The following is a 16,122-nucleotide window of genomic DNA, read 5'->3' on the forward strand; positions in this document are numbered from 1 at the left end:
GTGTCGCCGACGCCGCCGAACACATCTGGTCCTGGTCACGCTTCCGCCGCCGACGACAACACCAAGCCCGCCTCAGCCACTACAAACGCCGCGGCTACCCACTTCCTTAACTGCCGTTGCAGTACTAACGCCTTGAACGCTTCGTAGAGCGGCGCTCGGATCTCGGGAACCAACGAACAGGTGCGTCCATCGATCGTGATCATGGGCACGAACCCGAAAGCCTCGGCGACCTTGTTCAGAAACGTCGCCTGAGCCTCCTCCGTCTTGGTGACCTGTACGTGCGGGCTGTCGGCGACCGTTCTCAGCAGATCCAAGCGTTCAGGCGACAGTCGTTTAATCAGGAGATGGAGGTCGGTGACGACCTCGGGTGTGTTCTCCCATTGACGAGTGGGATCTAACGCCGGATTCTCCGCCCAATGCCGATTTGCGTCGCGCTCATCGCGTTCCACGTCGTGCCCCCGCCTGATATCGGTTTCTGTCGAATTAATATATGTAGCGTAGAACGGTCACGAAGTGGTGGGCAAGTCGGCTCGTTCTCCAGACAGGGCCTGCGGTGGGGCCACCATGAAAATTGGTCCGACCGCAGGCTTCCCCTGCCTGGGGCTACCAGAAGTGGGTCCCTGCCCAGACCTCTACGTACAGCTCATACGTGCCCGGACTTACAGACTCATAATAAGTCGAGGTGCTCCAGCTTCCGCTGCCGCTGGTGTTGAGCACCGTGTACTCATCGGGACAATCTTCGTTTGCGCCACAACTTCACCAAGGGGCCCTCTCACGAATCGATTCCAGAATGTTCTTCTCGGTCTTCGCGCAGGCGTCCTCTCTTGATCTCTTCTTGGTGGATCGACGAATCTGACTCGCGGAACGCTACTCGTCAAGAGAATGCAAAGAATCCGCTGATAGCGTGAACAACTCGCGAAATAAAAGCGCATAAATTGACTCAAAGACCCTATCGGGAATCGAGTCATCGCGACAAAGTATTTACTAATAATGGTGCGTTCAAATCCCGTCGGTATTTTTAGTCGGAGATTAGTTATCAGCCATAGCCCACCCTGTACATGGAAGCTGCTGATAGCAGGTCGAAGATGGGCCGCGCCGAACTGGGAGAAGGTTGTCAAGGCCGCCTCCCGGCCACGGCGCAAGCGCGCGTCCTAGTCGCAGCCAGCGCTCGGCTCCGCCCTCGCCGTCGGTCCGCCCGTCGTGGTAGACGATGCGATCGAGCCAGATCGCGGCGTCCTTCTGCGGCAGCCTTCGCTGGTAGTACCAGCGGTTGTGTGTGCCCCAGTAACAGGGTTCGAGGTCGCGCAGAGCCGCGACGAATTCGTTCTCGCTCAACGGAGAGTCCGTCATCACTGTTCCTCCGGCCGGGCCCGTCCGCGGTGTGCATGCGTTTGTCCGGCGAGCGGGTCCGGCACTGGTGAAGGAGTCGTCATTCCATTCGGCCAGTGGCGATCGGGGAATGACGCGGAGGCCAAGGTCGTGAGAAAGAGTCACCGGAAAACCGGTGGACCCCGCGGCGGTGCTGACCGAAGCTGGATCGGTGAACGAACGTCTGACGGCCGGAGGCGATCTGTGGCTGCGCCCGTGGGATCCCGATGATCTCGACGCGGTGCTGTGCGCCTTCACCGACCCGGAGATGTGGCGTCAGTCCGAGGAGCCGGTGGACACCGTCCCCGCCGCCGCGGCCTGGATAGCTGCCCGGCAGCGGCACTGGGCCACCGGGACGGGCTACTCATGGGCCGTGGTGGACGCGCGGTCAGTGGTGCTCGGCTGTGTCGAGGTGGGCGCGGTGAACCGTCGCCACGGCTGCGGCTGGGTGTCCTACTGGACGATCAAGGCCGCAAGGGGCAGGGGAGTCGCGACAGCCGCTTGCCGCACCGCCAGTGACTGGGCCCTGTACGACGTCGGTCTGCACCGACTGGAACTGGGTCACCGGTTGAACAACCCGGCCTCCTGTCAGGTCGCCACCCGTGCCGGATACCGGCCGGAGGGGGTGCAGCGCGACAAGCTCCGTTACGAGGGCACCTGGTACGACGTGGAGATCCACGCCCGGCTGACCACAGACCGGGGTTTCGCCGCCGCGAGCTGAGGTCCGGCGATGGCCGGCCGGGCGTGGGATGTCAGCTGGTGATGTCCTTCGTCGCGAACCGCCGACCGGCCAGCAACAGGAAGATCGTGGCGAACACGACGGCGGACAGCGCTCCGCTGGCGATGTCCGTCCAGTCGATATCGGTGGAGATCAGATCCATCCACGCGAAGGAGTAGTGCGTCGGCAGGAACTCCCGGAGGTCGCCGAGCGCGGTGATCTGGTCCAGGATCTGCGAGACGATCGAGACCAGCACCGCACCGCCGACAGCTCCCAGCGGCGCGTCGGTGGAGACGCTGAGCAGCAGTGCGAGGCCGGCGACCCAGGACAGCTGGACGATGATGTATGCGACCGCGAGGATCATCGCGATGACGCTGTCGCCGAACGGTACGGCGTCGCCGGTGGGACTGATCGCGTCCCCCGCGCCGTACCAGATCACCCCGACCAGCAGCGCCACCAACGGCAGCAGGGCGAGTGCACCCGCCGACAGCAGTCCCGACGCGATGGCCTTCTGCCGCAACACCCTGTGCCGGGGAACCGGAACGGCCAGCAGGTACTTCAGGCTCGACCACGACGCCTCACTGGCGATCGTGTCGCCGAAGAACAACGCCACGATCATCGGCAGCAGGAACGTGCCGGACACGAACATCGCGAGCACGACGAAGTTGGGCGCACTCGCCGTGGCCAGATCGATGAATCCGCCGGACCGGCGGTTCTCGTTGGCGGCGCCGATCTCGAACGCCACCACCAGGATGAACGGCAGCAGCGCCACGAATCCGAGTAGGAGCTGGGTCCGCCGCCTGCGTAGCTGCCTGCGAAGCTCCACGCCTAGCGGCAGCGTGCGCGACACGCGATAGCCCGCCACCGAACCGTCCGGTGCCACCTCCGTCGGTTCGTGCTCCGCCGCGTCGGTGAGTTCGAGCAGTGCCGCCGGATCCGTGTGCACGCCGTGGTCGGCGCCAGGATTTGCCTCCGTTGCCGAACCCCTCCTCGAGCTACCCACTGGATTCACCCTCTCCGACCAATTGCAGGAATGCGTCCTCCAGCCGTCGCCGGGGCCCGGCCTGTTCCACCGCGATCCCGGCCCGCACCAGCGCGGCCACGGCCGCCGCGCGGGGCAGCCCGTCGAGGTCGGCGTGCACCAGCGGGCCTTCGATGTCCACTCCGGACACACCGCCGACCGCGCGCAGTGCGGCGGCGGCCTCCTCGGGCTGGTCCACCCGGAAGGTGGCCTCGCCGCCCGCGGCGACGATGTCGCCCACCTCGCCCGCCGCGACGAGCCTGCCCCGGTGCATGACGACGACGTGCGTCGAGGTCTGTTCCACCTCCGCGAGCAGGTGGCTGGAGACCAGCACCGTGCGCCCGGTGGCGGCGTAGCGCTGCAACACCTCGCGCATCTGGTGGATCTGTGGCGGGTCGAGCCCGTTGGTCGGTTCGTCGAGGACGAGCAGCTCCGGCAGGCCGAGCATGGCCTGCGCGATCGCCAGTCGCTGTCGCATGCCTTGGCTGTACGTGCGCACCTTGCGGTGTACCGCGTCGCCGAGCCCGGCGATCTCCAGTGCCTCGTCGAGATGCGCCCGTTCCCACGGCCTGCCGGTACTGGCCCAGTAGAAACGAAGGTTCGCCGCGCCGGAGAGGTGCGGCAGGAATCCCGAACCCTCGACGAACGACCCGATCCTCGACAGGACGGGAGCGCCGGGGGCGACGGTGTGCCCGAAGACCTTGATGTCACCCTCGGTCGGGCTGATCAGACCCATCAGCATTCGCAGTGTCGTGGTCTTGCCCGCGCCGTTCGGACCCAGCAGACCCAGCACCTGGCCCCGCTCCACCCGGAACGACAGATCCCGCACGGCGGTCAGTCCCCCGGGATAGGACTTCGTCAGGTTGTCGATGACCAGAGGCGTGTCGGCCAGGGATTCGTCCACGTGATGCGCACGCCTGCGGCGTACGGCGGCTATCGCGGCCACCGCGATCGCCGCGGCCAGTACCCCGGCTATCCCGAGTAGCTGCCCGACCGGCCAGGCGCCGCCGGTGGTGACGCCCGGTACCACCGGTACCGCCAGCGAGTTGTCTCCGGCGAGAGAGATCCGGTAGGACGCGGGTGCGGTGGGGGTGTCGTAGGACTGGTCCGTGGTGCCCACGACCAGTTGCAGCGCGTGTCCCTCCTCGATCGGCCGGACGATGCCTGGCAAGGTCACCGTGACCTCCACCGGCGAACCGTCGGCGGGCAGGTCCGGGAGCCGCAGTGGGGCGATCGCGTTGCCCGGTAGTGTCCGCGCTCCGTCGGGAGAAACGTCGTAGAGCTTGGCGAACAGCACCGCGCCGGACTCCGGCACCGGTCCATCGGCCGCGACTCGCAGCCGCACGTTGGTGGCACCGGTGATCAGCAGCTGTGACCGGACCGGCTCGGAGACGAACGCGGCCGACTGGCCGGGCGGATCGATCGTGAACAGGCTCGACAGCCGCGACGAGCCACTGACGATCCGGTTGAGCCCGGGTAGCCCGCTGACCGCCGCGGGGTTTCCGCCAGGCGGATTCACGATGGTCTGCTCCGGTCCCGCGAGGCGTACCGGCCGGCGGTCGGTGGTTCCCGTGCCGAGACCGGGGTAGGCCTGCGCTTCGACACTGCGTACGGAGGGAGCGCCGTTCGTGCGCAGCGCGCCCTGCACCTCGTAGGTGAACTCCGGCACGGGGTCGCTGCCCGTGCCGTTCAGGCGGAAGTCCAGCCAGTCGGCGATCGTGCCGCGCAGCTGCGGACCGGGGGCGCCGCCGTCGTGCCCTCCGGTGTACCAGATCACGCTGACCTCGCCGCCGGCTTCGGTTATCTGTCGGGCGTTGGCATCCGCCTGGTCCAGCCCGAACAGGGTGTCGTTCTCGCCCTGGACGAGCAGGGTCGGCGCGGTGATCTGGTCGGTGACCGAAACGGGGGAGATCCGGCGGAGCAGCTCGACCGTCTGCGCGTCCGCTCTGCCGTCCGTGGCGATGTCGGTGTAGGCCCGGCAGACCTCGTCGGTGAAGCGCCCGCACGGGTCGGCGGCAGGTGCGTCCGCGGGCTGGCGGCCGCCCGATGGCGGATTCGCCCCGCCGGAGCCTGCTTGTCCGCCGGACAGCTCGCTCTCGTCCGGTTCGGCCCCGGGCTCGATGGCCTCGGCCGCAGGGCCTGCCTGAGTCGGTGCGCCGGAACCGGCGGAGAACAGGATGCCGGCCCATGACTCCTTGAACACTCCATCGGGGGCGAAGGCACCCGCCGCGGGGGTGTCCGCGGCGAGCGAGCCCGTGGTTCCCGCGTTCGGAGTGAGGCCCTGCGCCAGGTCGTTGTAGGTGATCACCGGCGCGATGGCGTCGATCCGATCGTCGACACCCGCGAGCAGCAACGCCAGAGCCCCGCCGTAGGACGCGCCCGTCACGCCGACCCGTGGATCTCCATCCGCGTCGGTGACGACCTCGGGGAGGGTGGCGAGATGGTCGATCAGCCTGCCCGCGTCGGCGACTTCGAAACGGGGGTCGTTGAGGGCGATCTCGCCGGTGCTGCGCCCGAAACCACGGGCCGAGTACGTCAGCACGACGAAGCCGCGCTCGGCGAGTTCGCCCGCCTCGCGGGCGACACTGTTCTTGTCTCCGCCGAAGCCGTGTGGCAACAGGACGGCGGGGGCTGGTGTCTGCTCCGGGGTGTACAGCGTCGTGTCGAGCCGGACCCCCTCGGCCGATCCCGGTGCGGCCGGGACCTCGACGAAATCGTCCGTGGTCGCCACCGGGGTCGGCGCGTCCTCCGCGCTCGCCCAGACCAGCGCGGCCGCGGCGAGTACGGCTACGGCGAGAAAGAGAGCGGCGTAGCGACGACGGCCTGGGGGAAGAAGTCGGGCAAAGGGCACGATGACGACCGTATGCGCCGTTTCCTGAGAGAGTGCTGTGGGTACCTCTCAGACGTGCGGGAACCGCTGATCGCGTGAACGGCAGGTCGAGTTCACGGATGAGTATCGCCGACATGTGACGGAGCTAACGCAGGATAATCGGGTGACCAGCGCAACCTTGGCTGGCGTCGTTGATCGCGATCGCGCAATATACTCAGCGACGTGGAGGGGAGTATTCCTTCGCGGCGGTGTCGTCAGCACGGAGCCCCTGTACCGGTGGTACGGCGAGCGCCCGGCACCGCCGGCCGGTGAGTTCGCCGGTGGAAGAGACCTCCGGGTAGTGGCTGCTATCCGCTAACCGGAGGGTAATTTTTCTATGAACGTCCCCTTGTGGGTCTGGCTTGCGACTGTCGGCGGGCTTCTCGTCCTGATCGCGATCGATCTGGTCGTCGTCGACCGCAAACCTCATCAGGTCACCACCGGCGAAGCTGCCAAATGGGTGACCTTCTATGTCAGTTGCGCGGTGCTGTTCGGCATCGGCGTGTGGATCATCGGCGGGCACGACTTCGGCGTCGAGTTCTTCACCGGCTATATCACCGAGTACTCCCTCAGCGTCGACAACTTGTTCATCTTCATGGTGATCATGTCGTCGTTCAAGGTGCCCGCCATTCACCAGCACCGGGTGCTGCTGATCGGTATCCTGCTCGCACTGGTGATGCGCGGTGCCTTCATCGCCGTCGGTGCGGCGCTCATCGCCCAGTTCGTCTGGGTGTTCTTCCTCTTCGGTGCCATCCTCGTCTGGACCGCGTTCAGCATGGTCCGGGAGAAGGGCGTCGACGAGGAGTACCACGAGAACGCCGTGACCCGCTGGGTGCGCAAGATCTTCCCGGTGACCGAGGACTACATCGGCCACAGCATGATGGTCAAGCGGGACGGCAAGCGCTGGATCACGCCCATGTTCGTGGTGATCGTGGCGATCGGCAGCGCCGACCTGCTCTTCGCCGTCGACTCGATCCCGGCGATCTTCGGGATCACCCAGGAAGCGTTCCTGGTCTTCACGGCGAACGCCTTCGCGCTGATGGGGCTGCGGCAGCTCTACTTCCTGCTCGGTGGCCTCGTGACGAAGCTGGTCTACCTGTCCAAGGGGCTGGCGATCATTCTCGCCTTCATCGGCGCGAAGCTGTTCCTGCACGCGTTGCACGAGTACCACGTCGTCCCGGACTGGCTGGAGATCAACAACTGGGTGTCGCTCGGCGTGATCGTCGTGGTGCTGACGCTGACCACGGTGTTCAGCCTGCGTAAGTCGAGCAGGGATCCGGAGGCGTCGGGAGCCGACCTGGAGCTCAACGCCCTCTCGCCGGAGGAGCGTGCGGCTGCTGCTCAGACGGGTGGAGCCGGGGAAGCCGACCACGCCGAAGCCGGCAGGTCGACTCGCGAATCTGGTAGTTAGTCCCGCTAACAATCCTGTACGGTCGGGCCGTGCGCCCCACCGATATCGAACTGCTGACCGTTCCTGGTTCGCTCACTCTCCACGGTGAGCTCCTCATCGCCGGACTGTCCCGGCCCGACCTGGCGAGCAACTCGTACCGGAGTTCGCTGCGCCGGGTCGGGCTGGGCGGTGGCGATCTGCCCTGGACCCATGGCGGACGGGACAGCGCGCCGGTGCTCTCACCCGACGGACGCTGGCTCGCGTTCACCCGTGCCGGTGCGGATGACGGTCCAGGGGGGCGCGCGCAACTGCACGTCATGCGCACCGACGGCGGGGAAGCCGTGCGGTTGACCTCTCTGCCGCTCGGAGCCGGTGCGCCGGTCTGGAACCCCGCCTCGACGCGGATCGCGTTCACCGCGCGGGTGCCCGAGCCCGGCCGCTACGGAACTCCGGAGGAAGGTGGCACGCCGGACAAGGCGCCCGCCCCTGCCGACGAGGCCCCGCGCCGGATCACCCGGCTCGACTACCGGATCGACGACGTCGGTTTCCTGCTGGACCGGCCCGCGCGGTTGTTCGTACTGGACATCGCGCGGGCGCTGCGTGCCGAGGGCACGGGCGAATCCGCCGACCCGCCCCCGTTGACCGACGGTCGCACCGACGTCGCCGATCCCGTGTGGACGCCTGACGGTGCGGCGATCGTGGTCAGCGCGGCGCGTGACTGGGGACAGACCGAAACCGTGTCCACGGATCTCTACCGCATTCCGGCCGAAGGTGGGGAGCCCGAGCTCGTCGTGCGTAGCGCTGGCACCGCCGACCATCCGGCGGTCACGGAGGACGGCACGATCTGGTTCTTCGGTACCGAGTTCAGCGGCCTGGACGAGATCGCGCGCAACACCGGCCTGTGGTCCGCGGCCCTGCCCGACCCGGGTGGGCAGCCGTCGAGCCCACGGCGGGCGACCGACGCCGAGTCGGTCGACTGCGCCGCGAGTGCGGGTGTGCCCACGGTGTTCGGTGCGGACGTGCTCGTGGTGGTGCGCAACCGAGGAGCGGCCGAACTGCGGGCCGTCCCCGTCGGTGCGTCGGAGGCTTCGCTGGACTCACTGCGGCTGCTGGCAGGCGAGCGCTCGTGCGTGCGCACGTTCACCGTCGCCGATGGGCGGATCGCCGCCGTCGTCGCCACCGAGGAGTCCGCGGGCGAGGTCGTCGTGATCGAGCAGGGTGAGCAGCGGGTGCTCACCGACTACTCGGCCTCGGTCCGGGCGGCCGGAGTCCGGCCGTTGCACGAACTGACCGCCACCTCCACCGGCGACTACCCGGTGCACGGCTGGCTGGTGCTGCCGGAGGGCACCGGTCCGCATCCGGTTCTGCTGCTCATACACGGCGGCCCGTTCGCGCCCTACGAGTGGAGCCTGTTCGACGAGGCGCAGGTCTACGCAGCCGCGGGATACGCGGTGGTGCTGGCAAATCCGCGCGGCTCTGCCGGATACGGCCAGGAGCACGGCCGCACGATCGTCGGCAGGCTCGGCACTGTCGACGCCGACGATCTGCTCGCGATACTCGACGCGGCACTCGAACGTTCCGATCTGGACGCGGGGCGTGTCGGCGTGATGGGTGGCTCCTATGGCGGTTTCATGACCGGCTGGCTCGCCGCCCACCATGGTCAACGGTTCCGTGCGGCCTGGAGCGAACGGGCGGTCAACGCCTGGGACTCCTTTGTGGGCAGTTCCGACATCGGCTGGATGTTCGCGAAGGGCTACGTCGGCAGCGATCCCGAGGAACAGCGGCGACGCAGCCCACTCAGCTACGCCGACCGAATCGACCTGCCGTTCGCCGTCGTGCATTCGGAACAGGACTGGCGGTGCCCGCTGGAGCAGGCGCAGCGGATGTTCGTCGCGCTGCGCGCGAACGGTGTCGAGGCGGAGTTGATCCTGTTCCCTGGTGAGGGCCACGAGTTGACCAGGACCGGCAGCCCGCGGCACCGGCGGCAGCGGTTCGAAGCGGTGCTCGAGTGGTGGGCGCGGCACCTCGGCTGAGGTGATGGGGGCGGTTAGCGTAGAAGTCGATCTTGCTTGGTGGTACTTGCAGACGCTCCAACCTGGGGGACGGGCGGTCAGTTGACCATCACGTAGTTGAGTTCTTCACAGACTCTGCCCAGCGGAACGTCGAGGCCGGGGTGGTCCAGGGGGAGGAGCACGTCCGGGTCGTCCGGCAGCGCTGATCCCGCCGGCGGGTCCCACAGGCAGATCGCGGGGCCGCCACCGTCCATGGAGGACCGGTACCAGATTCCGTCCAGATCGCTGAAGGCCGAGCGGATGGCGCGGGCCCAGGCCTGCGTGATCTTCTTCGGTCCGCTGGAGATCTCCTGTGAGGCACCGACCCTGGTGGGCCACAGGCCGGAGAGATCGAGCAGCCGTAGCGTCCGGGCGGGCCGGACCACGACAAGGCGCGGTCCACGGCTCTTGCGGTCCACGGTCGAGGTGGTCTGAAAGACCTCCGCGACACTGGTGCGGACCGTCAGCCCGAAGTACAGCACCCCGTTGGCTGGGTCGGTGACTGGCGCCCCGCGTTTCGGCGGTTGCTGGTCGAAACGGCCGTGGGGGAGCGGACCGGTGTAGCGGAACGTGTTCCACTGCTGTGGGTGATTGCCGTGCGCGGTGAAGATCCGGACGAGCCTGGTCGCGGGGTGCACCGCGACGATGTCCTCGGTAGGCCGCAGTTCGTTGACCAGGACGGAACGCGCGGGCGGCAGGGGCAGCCTTGCCATGTGAAGCGTCTAACCGTCCTTGTGCGTTGGTTCGGCCACGGGCCTAGGCGGGATGGCCGAGGGTGCTGGCCAGCTGGGTGACCGGTTCCGGGTCGCCACCGGCCAGCAGCCACTGCCGAGGGGTCGCCTGCTTGTCGTTGATCACCAGGTCAGACTGCGGGGTGCTCATGAAGGCAGCCACCACCAGGGCGGGCTGGTCGTCCGGCGCGGCGCGCAACACCGCCTCGAGTCCAGGCAGCACGCCGCTCTCGGTGAACTGCCATCCGGGGAGCCGCCAGCCACCACCCTGATCCTTCCAGCCGGTGAGCCTGCGGCCCTTGAGGCGATGCCGGATGCGGCTCTCGTCGACACCGAGGCGTTTCGCCGCCTGGCCGACCGTGAGTGCTGCCTCTGCCAGCACCGCGTGCGCGGCGACGGTTCTGGCCCGGTAGTCGTGCTCCCCTTCGTCGTCCGGCGAAAGGTCGAGGCCGACCTCGGTCAGCGCCGATCGCTGACTCGCCGAGAAGAAGTGCGAGGGATCCGGGTTGACCGGCGCCAGCTTGCGGGCCGCGTCCTCGACCAGCGTGAGGAACTCCGTGGCGTCCACTCTCAGCCCGGCTTTCGCCAGTACGTTCTCCAGCGCGATGGTCATGCGCCTAGAGTATCCCGGATGTGCGGGTTCGTGCGCTTTCCCCGCATATTGTGCCTCAATTCACCGGAAATGTATACAGACCGCACACGAAGCAACACGAAGAGTGGAGAATCGAGGATCAGTCTGCCCGGGATGAGCGACGTTGTCCATGCCCAGGCGAGTTTGTTCACCGTCGGCAACGCTGGTCACGACGCTCTGGCGACCTGGGAACCAGTATCCCAGGGTGAGTACTGTTGGCCCCGTGCGTAGCGAGAGGAGCGCCCCGGCGCGGTCGCGGTCGCCGCTGCGGGACCGCCTGCTTGACGCGGCAGCGGATCTGACCTGCGCCGAGGGCTGGGCCGGGGTGACGATGAGCGGGCTCGCGGCCAGGGTTGGGGTCAGTCGGCAGACCGTGCACAAGGAGGTCGGCACGAGGCAGACCCTCGGCCAGAGCATGGTGGTCAGGGAGGCCGACCGGTTCCTCGCGGGCATCGCGGGACGGATGGCCGAGTACCCCGGCGATCCGGTAAACGGAATCGGTTCGGCCGTCGATTACACCCTCCGGCGGGCCGCGGAGAACGCCCTGCTCAAGGCGGTTCTCTCGGGGCCCTTGCCCGGCGCGGAGGAACTGATCCCGCTGCTGGCCGTCCGGCCTGAGCCGGTGTTGCAGCGGGCGATCCGCGCGGTGCTGGAACACGCGCGGACGCTCTACCCGGATGTGCCCGACGGCGGGCAGGCCGGATTGACCCCCTTGGTCGAGGTCGTCGTCCGGCTCACGCTGAGCCACCTCCAGCAGCCGCTCGGTCCGGTCGAGGATGCCGTGGAACAGGCCCGCCGTATCGTCGAGCGCTGGCTGTGAGCCGGTCGCACGCCCAGGAATTCGTCCGGCGACGATCTCGGGAAAGGAGCTCCATGACGGTGAGGACGCGTGGCCGCGGGGTGATCGCGCTCGTGGCATGCGTACTGCTGGCCCTGTCCGCCTGCTCCGGTTCCGGAGCTGGTCAGGCTCCCGTCGCCGGTAACGGCGGCGCCGCCCGGCCGTGTGCCGGCGCGAGCGGGGAGTACACCATCGGCGTGAGTCAGGCCAACGTCGCCGAACCGTACGGAGCGCAGACCAACGCCGATATTCGCCGGGCGGCGGCAGAGGTCGGCCAGTTCACCCTGCGCTTCGCCGACGCGCAGCAGGACAACGGGACGCAGGCCCAGCAGGTGGAGCGGTTCCTGGACGAGGGCGTGGATCTGATCGTCATCACGCCGAATGAGGGAACTGCGTTGACCCCCGTGGTGAAGAAGGCCTTCGACCAGGGAACTCCGGTGCTGGTGCTCGACCGCCGGGTCAAGGGTGAGGACTACACCTCCTTCATCGGCGCGGACAACGTCGAGGTGGGCAGGCAGGCGGGGCGGTTCATCGCGCGGAGCCTGCTGCCCGAAGGTGGGAGCACCGCCGAGATCCGTGGACTCGCGGGCTCCGACCTCGCGAAGGAGCGCAGCGCGGGCTTCGCCGAAGGCCTCGCGGATCAGGACGTCCGGGTGGTCGCCGCGGCCGACGGCGACTGGCTCAGGGACAAGGCGCGCCAGCAGGCGAACACACTGTTCGCCGAGCACCCAGAGGTCGAGGCGGTCTACGCCCACAACGACGCCATGGCCGAAGGAGTCCACCTCGCCGCACGCGATGCCGGTCGAGGCGACGTCGACGTCGTGGGTGTCGGCGGGCTACCGACGGAGTCCGGCGGGCTCGAGGCCGTGCGCGCGGGCAAGCTTGCCGCGACGTTCGCCTACCCCACGGGCGGGGCGGAGGCGGTCGCGACCGCGCAGCGGATCCTCATTGGCTGCCAACCCGCTCCGAAGCAGCAGACGCTGACCGCCGAACTGGTCACCAGAAAGAACGTGCGCGACGTGTACACGCGCCGCGCCGGATGAGGCAGGCGCTCAGCCCGCGGCCGGTAGGCGATCGCGCCGGGAGCTGCCGCGGGGGATGAGCCGAGCTTCCAGCGTTGTCGCCGTGGGCTGCCGGGAGTGATCACCGATCCGGGCGAGCAGCAGTTCCGCCGCCACCCTGCCGATCTCGTACGCGGGCTGGGCGACGACGCTGAGCTGCGGGTCGATCAGCGTCGCCCAGGGAACCTCGTCGAACGCGACCAACCCGACGTCGCTTCCGGCGCGCAGACCCCGTGCGGCCAGCGCCTGCAGGACGGCGACGGCGATGGGGCTGTTGGCCACGACCAGCGCGTCCGGCGGCGGCTCGAGGTCGAGAAGTTCCTCAGCCGCCACGTCCGCGCAGCCCGCCCGGTACTCCGCCCTGCGCACGAGGGTGTTGTCCGCCGTCACCCCGGCAGTACGCAGGCCGTCGAGGTAGCCGTCGAGCCGGTCGTCGGCGGTACGCACTCCGGCAGGTCCGGTCAGGCACCCCACCCTGCGGTATCCGGCTGCCAGCAGGTGTGTGGTCGCCTCCTGCGCGGCCTGCCTGGTGTCCACCAGGACCTGGTCGCTTCCCGGCTCGGTCAGCGGCCGGTCGACCGCCACGACCGGTGTGCCCCTGCTGGTGAGGATGTCCACACTCGTCGAAGGACCCACCGGGGAGACGATCACCCCCGCGACCCGTTCCTGCATGGCGATCTCGAGATACCGGCGCTCCTTGGCGAGTTGCTCGTCGGAGTTGCACAGCACGACCGAGTAGCCCGCGGTCTGCGCGACGTCCTCGACGCCACGGGCGATCGCGGTGAAGAAAGGATTCTCCACGTCGGAGATCACCAGCGCGAGGACGGCCGTCTCCTGTCTGCGCAGGTTCCTCGCCAGTCCGTTGGGCTGGTAGCCCAGCTCCGTCGCGGCCTCCTGCACCCTGGCGGCCAGCACGGGATCCACTGTCGACTTGCCATTCAGGGTCCTGGACACCGTGGCCGTGGAGACCCCGGCCCGCGCCGCAACATCGCTGATCGTCGCCACCGCGCGTTCTCCTTCGACCTGCAGGTTCCGTCTTCGACTGAACCTTAGCTTCAGCGCGGCGCGGCCGGGGCGCGGTCAGCGAACGTCCGGCTCCGCCACGGGCAGCGCACCACGCGCGGAGGACCGCGCTGGACCTCTCCGCGCCACCACCGTCGCTTCCTGCGGGCAACGGCCACCGAGCACGAAGTACTCGCTCGCGGCCAACCCGGTGAGGTCCCGGCAGTCCCGGCTGAGGTGGGCCTGGTCGGCGTATCCGGACTCGGCGGCGAGCGCGCTCAGGTCCGCCACCCTCGGGGCCACCGTGAGCGCGCGCTGCAGCCGGGCGACCCGTAGATAGGTGGCGGGACCGTAACCCACGGCCTCGGTGAACCTCCGGCGCAGCTGGCGCTGCCCCAGGCCGAGATCGTGGGCGGCCTCGCCGACGCGGGAGACTCCGGAGTCCAGGCGGGCGAGCAGCAGTTCCATGCGCGGATCGGCCCGGCCGCCGGTGTCGCCGGCCTCGCGGCGCGCAGCGTCCAGTACGACTGCGGGCAGGGCCGAGGGAGCGGCCAGCAGTCGCTCCGCTGCTTCGCGGCCACGGCGGCCCCACAACTCGTCCAGGGTTACCCGGCGATCGCGCAGATCGCTGGCCGCCGTCCCCAGCACGTTCGGCGCGTGGCCTGGGCGAAACCGTGCACCGTGCAGCACTGTGCCGCTCGCCAGCGTGCTGCGCCACGCCGTGGTGTCCGGCCCGGCGACGAACACCTGCCCGCCTGCCACGATCAGGTCCGCACAACCGTCGGGCACGATGGGGAAGCTGCCTTGGATCCGCGCGGACCACAGGCACCGCACGATGTCGCCGAGGGGCAGCGGCGGCCGGTACTCGCGGTACATGAGGCCATCGTGCCCGACACCACCGACAGTGAGCCGCTTCCGGCCGGGAACACGCATGACCGGCAGGTCTGCCCGGGGACGCCGACAATCAGGGCATGCGTTGTCTGGTTACCGGCGCGACCGGTTACATCGGCGGGCGGCTCGTACCGCAGCTGCTCGAGCGGGGGCACACCGTACGGTGCCTCGCCCGCGATCCCGCGAAGCTGCGGGACGTACCGTGGGCGCGGCAGGTGGAGACCGTTCGCGGGGACGTCCTCGACGAGAGCGGCCTGCGTGCGGCCATGCGTGACGTCGACGTCGTCCACTACCTCGTGCATTCGCTGCAGAGCAAGGGCTTCGCGGGCATCGACCGGCGGGCGGCGCTGATCACCGCGCAGGTCGCCCGGGAGGCCGGCGTTCGCCGGATCGTCTACCTCGGCGGGTTGCGGCCGGACGGTGACGAACTGTCCGACCACCTGGCCTCCCGCGCGGAGGTCGGGGAGATCTTCCTGCGCTCCGGGGTACCGACGGCCGTGCTCCGGGCCGCGGTGATCCTCGGCTCCGGGTCGGCCAGCTTCGAGATGTTGCGGTATCTGACCGAACGGCTGCCGGTGATGGTGGTTCCGGAGTGGGCGCACAACCGCGTCCAGCCGATCGCCGTACGCGACGTGCTGCGATATCTCGCCGAGTCGGCGGACCTGCCTGAGGAGGTCAACAGGACGTTCGACATCGGCGGGCCCGACGTGCTGACCTACCTGGACATGATGCGCAGGTACGCCGCGGTAGCTGGTTTGCCCCGGCGTAGGATGCTGCCGGTTCCGGTGCTGACTCCGCGGTTGTCCTCGCACTGGGTGAACCTGGTGACGCCAGTGCCGAGGGCGATCGCGCGGCCGTTGATCGACTCATTGGTGCACGAGGTGGTCTGCGGCGAGCACGACATCGAGAAGTACGTACCCGACCCCCACGGTGGTCTGCTGCGTTACGACACCGCGGTGAGATACGCGCTCGCCAAGGTGCGGGACGCGCGAGTGGAGACCAGGTGGTCCTCCGCGGGCCCGGCGGACGCACCGTCGGACCCGCTGCCGACCGACCCGCAGTGGTCGGGCGGATCCAGCTACACCGACGTGCGCAGCGCGGCGTGCGCGGCGAGCGTCGACGATCTCTGGCGGGTGATCGAAGGCGTCGGCGGGACCAACGGCTGGTACTCGTTCCCCCTGGCCTGGGCCGTGCGCGGCTGGCTGGACCGGCTGGCAGGCGGTGTCGGCCTGCGCCGGGGCCGCCGTGACCAGGAACGACTGAACCTCGGCGAAGCGGTCGACTTCTGGCGGGTCGAGCAGTTGGAAAGGGGCAGTCTGCTGCTCCTGCGCGCCGAGATGAAGGTGCCAGGTGGCGCCTGGCTGGAGTTGCGCGCCGAGCGGGCAGAGGACGGCACCTCGAGATATCACCAGCGGGCGGTGTTCCTGCCGAAGGGACTGGCGGGACACATCTACTGGAACGCCGTGGCGCCGTTCCACGGGATCGTGTTCGGCGGCATGGTCCGCAACATCGTTGACTCCGCGGAACACTTGGGTGCGCGGTCCCGGTGAC

Annotated in this window: 13 protein-coding genes and 1 pseudogene; 6 read left to right on the plus strand and 8 right to left on the minus strand. The window is 68.6% G+C overall.

What is annotated here, in order from left to right; genetic code table 11:
* Window positions 1-35: 35 nt before the first annotated feature.
* Both D0C15_RS23350 and D0C15_RS35160 read right to left on the minus strand, forming a co-directional pair.
* Window positions 36-449, minus strand: coding sequence for a hypothetical protein (locus D0C15_RS23350; protein WP_162830217.1), 414 nt, complete (start codon window positions 447-449; stop codon window positions 36-38).
* Between the two features lie 691 nt (window positions 450-1,140).
* A pseudogene (locus tag D0C15_RS35160) lies at window positions 1,141-1,350 on the minus strand (pyrroloquinoline-quinone synthase PqqC); the annotation flags it as partial.
* 190 nt (window positions 1,351-1,540) lie between these two features.
* On the opposite strand from D0C15_RS35160, the gene D0C15_RS23360 reads away from it, so the two are divergent.
* Entirely contained in the window at window positions 1,541-2,089 is a 549-nt protein-coding gene (locus D0C15_RS23360) for a GNAT family N-acetyltransferase (protein ID WP_116049438.1), read from the plus strand.
* 31 nt (window positions 2,090-2,120) lie between these two features.
* On the opposite strand, the gene D0C15_RS23365 is transcribed toward D0C15_RS23360, so the two are convergent.
* On the minus strand, window positions 2,121-3,089 hold the full coding sequence (locus tag D0C15_RS23365; RefSeq protein ID WP_116049325.1) for an ABC transporter permease: 969 nt from the start codon (window positions 3,087-3,089) through the stop codon (window positions 2,121-2,123).
* Window positions 3,082-5,958 (minus strand): alpha/beta fold hydrolase, encoded by a 2,877-nt coding sequence (locus D0C15_RS23370; RefSeq protein WP_116049327.1) that lies wholly within the window; start codon window positions 5,956-5,958, stop codon window positions 3,082-3,084. Before D0C15_RS23370 ends, D0C15_RS23365 begins: the two co-directional genes overlap by 8 nt.
* A gap of 355 nt (window positions 5,959-6,313) precedes the next feature.
* Between D0C15_RS23370 and D0C15_RS23375 the strand changes: the two genes are divergently transcribed.
* Together D0C15_RS23375 and D0C15_RS23380 are read left to right on the plus strand one after the other, a co-directional pair.
* Window positions 6,314-7,387 (plus strand): TerC family protein, encoded by a 1,074-nt coding sequence (locus D0C15_RS23375; RefSeq protein WP_116049330.1) that lies wholly within the window; start codon window positions 6,314-6,316, stop codon window positions 7,385-7,387.
* Window positions 7,388-7,416: 29 nt separating this feature from the next.
* Window positions 7,417-9,399 carry a S9 family peptidase gene (locus D0C15_RS23380; RefSeq protein WP_116049332.1) on the plus strand — a complete coding sequence of 661 codons (1,983 nt, stop codon included), beginning with the start codon at window positions 7,417-7,419 and terminating at the stop codon, window positions 9,397-9,399.
* A gap of 77 nt (window positions 9,400-9,476) precedes the next feature.
* Here D0C15_RS23380 and D0C15_RS23385 read toward each other — a convergent pair whose 3' ends face one another.
* Both D0C15_RS23385 and D0C15_RS23390 read right to left on the minus strand, forming a co-directional pair.
* On the minus strand, window positions 9,477-10,130 hold the full coding sequence (locus D0C15_RS23385; RefSeq protein WP_116049335.1) for an RES family NAD+ phosphorylase: 654 nt from the start codon (window positions 10,128-10,130) through the stop codon (window positions 9,477-9,479).
* Between the two features lie 43 nt (window positions 10,131-10,173).
* Window positions 10,174-10,761 (minus strand): DNA-binding protein, encoded by a 588-nt coding sequence (locus D0C15_RS23390; protein ID WP_116049337.1) that lies wholly within the window; start codon window positions 10,759-10,761, stop codon window positions 10,174-10,176.
* A 241-nt stretch (window positions 10,762-11,002) separates the two neighbouring features.
* Here D0C15_RS23390 and D0C15_RS23395 point away from each other — a divergent pair, with 241 nt between their 5' ends.
* Both D0C15_RS23395 and D0C15_RS23400 read left to right on the plus strand, forming a co-directional pair.
* Window positions 11,003-11,599 carry a TetR/AcrR family transcriptional regulator gene (locus tag D0C15_RS23395; protein WP_162830218.1) on the plus strand — a complete coding sequence of 199 codons (597 nt, stop codon included), beginning with the start codon at window positions 11,003-11,005 and terminating at the stop codon, window positions 11,597-11,599.
* A gap of 53 nt (window positions 11,600-11,652) precedes the next feature.
* Window positions 11,653-12,660, plus strand: a complete 1,008-nt coding sequence (locus tag D0C15_RS23400) for a substrate-binding domain-containing protein (protein WP_116049341.1) — start codon at window positions 11,653-11,655, stop codon at window positions 12,658-12,660.
* Between the two features lie 9 nt (window positions 12,661-12,669).
* Here D0C15_RS23400 and D0C15_RS23405 read toward each other — a convergent pair whose 3' ends face one another.
* Window positions 12,670-13,683 carry a LacI family DNA-binding transcriptional regulator gene (locus D0C15_RS23405; RefSeq protein WP_116049343.1) on the minus strand — a complete coding sequence of 338 codons (1,014 nt, stop codon included), beginning with the start codon at window positions 13,681-13,683 and terminating at the stop codon, window positions 12,670-12,672.
* A 75-nt stretch (window positions 13,684-13,758) separates the two neighbouring features.
* Entirely contained in the window at window positions 13,759-14,613 is an 855-nt protein-coding gene (locus tag D0C15_RS23410; protein WP_245976147.1) for a helix-turn-helix domain-containing protein, read from the minus strand.
* A gap of 38 nt (window positions 14,614-14,651) precedes the next feature.
* Between D0C15_RS23410 and D0C15_RS23415 the strand changes: the two genes are divergently transcribed.
* Window positions 14,652-16,121: an SDR family oxidoreductase gene (locus D0C15_RS23415; RefSeq protein ID WP_116049348.1), complete on the plus strand. Its 1,470-nt coding sequence runs from the start codon at window positions 14,652-14,654 to the stop codon at window positions 16,119-16,121.
* Window position 16,122: the final 1 nt, after the last annotated feature.

Origin of the sequence: Amycolatopsis palatopharyngis (genome assembly GCF_003385185.1) — a bacterium.
Classification (GTDB): domain Bacteria; phylum Actinomycetota; class Actinomycetes; order Mycobacteriales; family Pseudonocardiaceae; genus Amycolatopsis; species Amycolatopsis palatopharyngis.

Bases quoted from the DNA above. Each gene is read 5' to 3' on its own strand.
- D0C15_RS23375 (WP_116049330.1), top strand. From the start codon at position 6,314: ATGAACGTCCCCTTGTGGGTCTGGCTTGCGACTGTCGGCGGGCTTCTC.
- D0C15_RS23385 (WP_116049335.1), bottom strand. From the start codon at position 10,130: ATGGCAAGGCTGCCCCTGCCGCCCGCGCGTTCCGTCCTGGTCAACGAA.
- D0C15_RS23390 (WP_116049337.1), bottom strand. From the start codon at position 10,761: ATGACCATCGCGCTGGAGAACGTACTGGCGAAAGCCGGGCTGAGAGTG.
- D0C15_RS23400 (WP_116049341.1), top strand. From the start codon at position 11,653: ATGACGGTGAGGACGCGTGGCCGCGGGGTGATCGCGCTCGTGGCATGC.
- D0C15_RS23410 (WP_245976147.1), bottom strand. From the start codon at position 14,613: ATGCGTGTTCCCGGCCGGAAGCGGCTCACTGTCGGTGGTGTCGGGCAC.
- D0C15_RS23415 (WP_116049348.1), top strand. From the start codon at position 14,652: ATGCGTTGTCTGGTTACCGGCGCGACCGGTTACATCGGCGGGCGGCTC.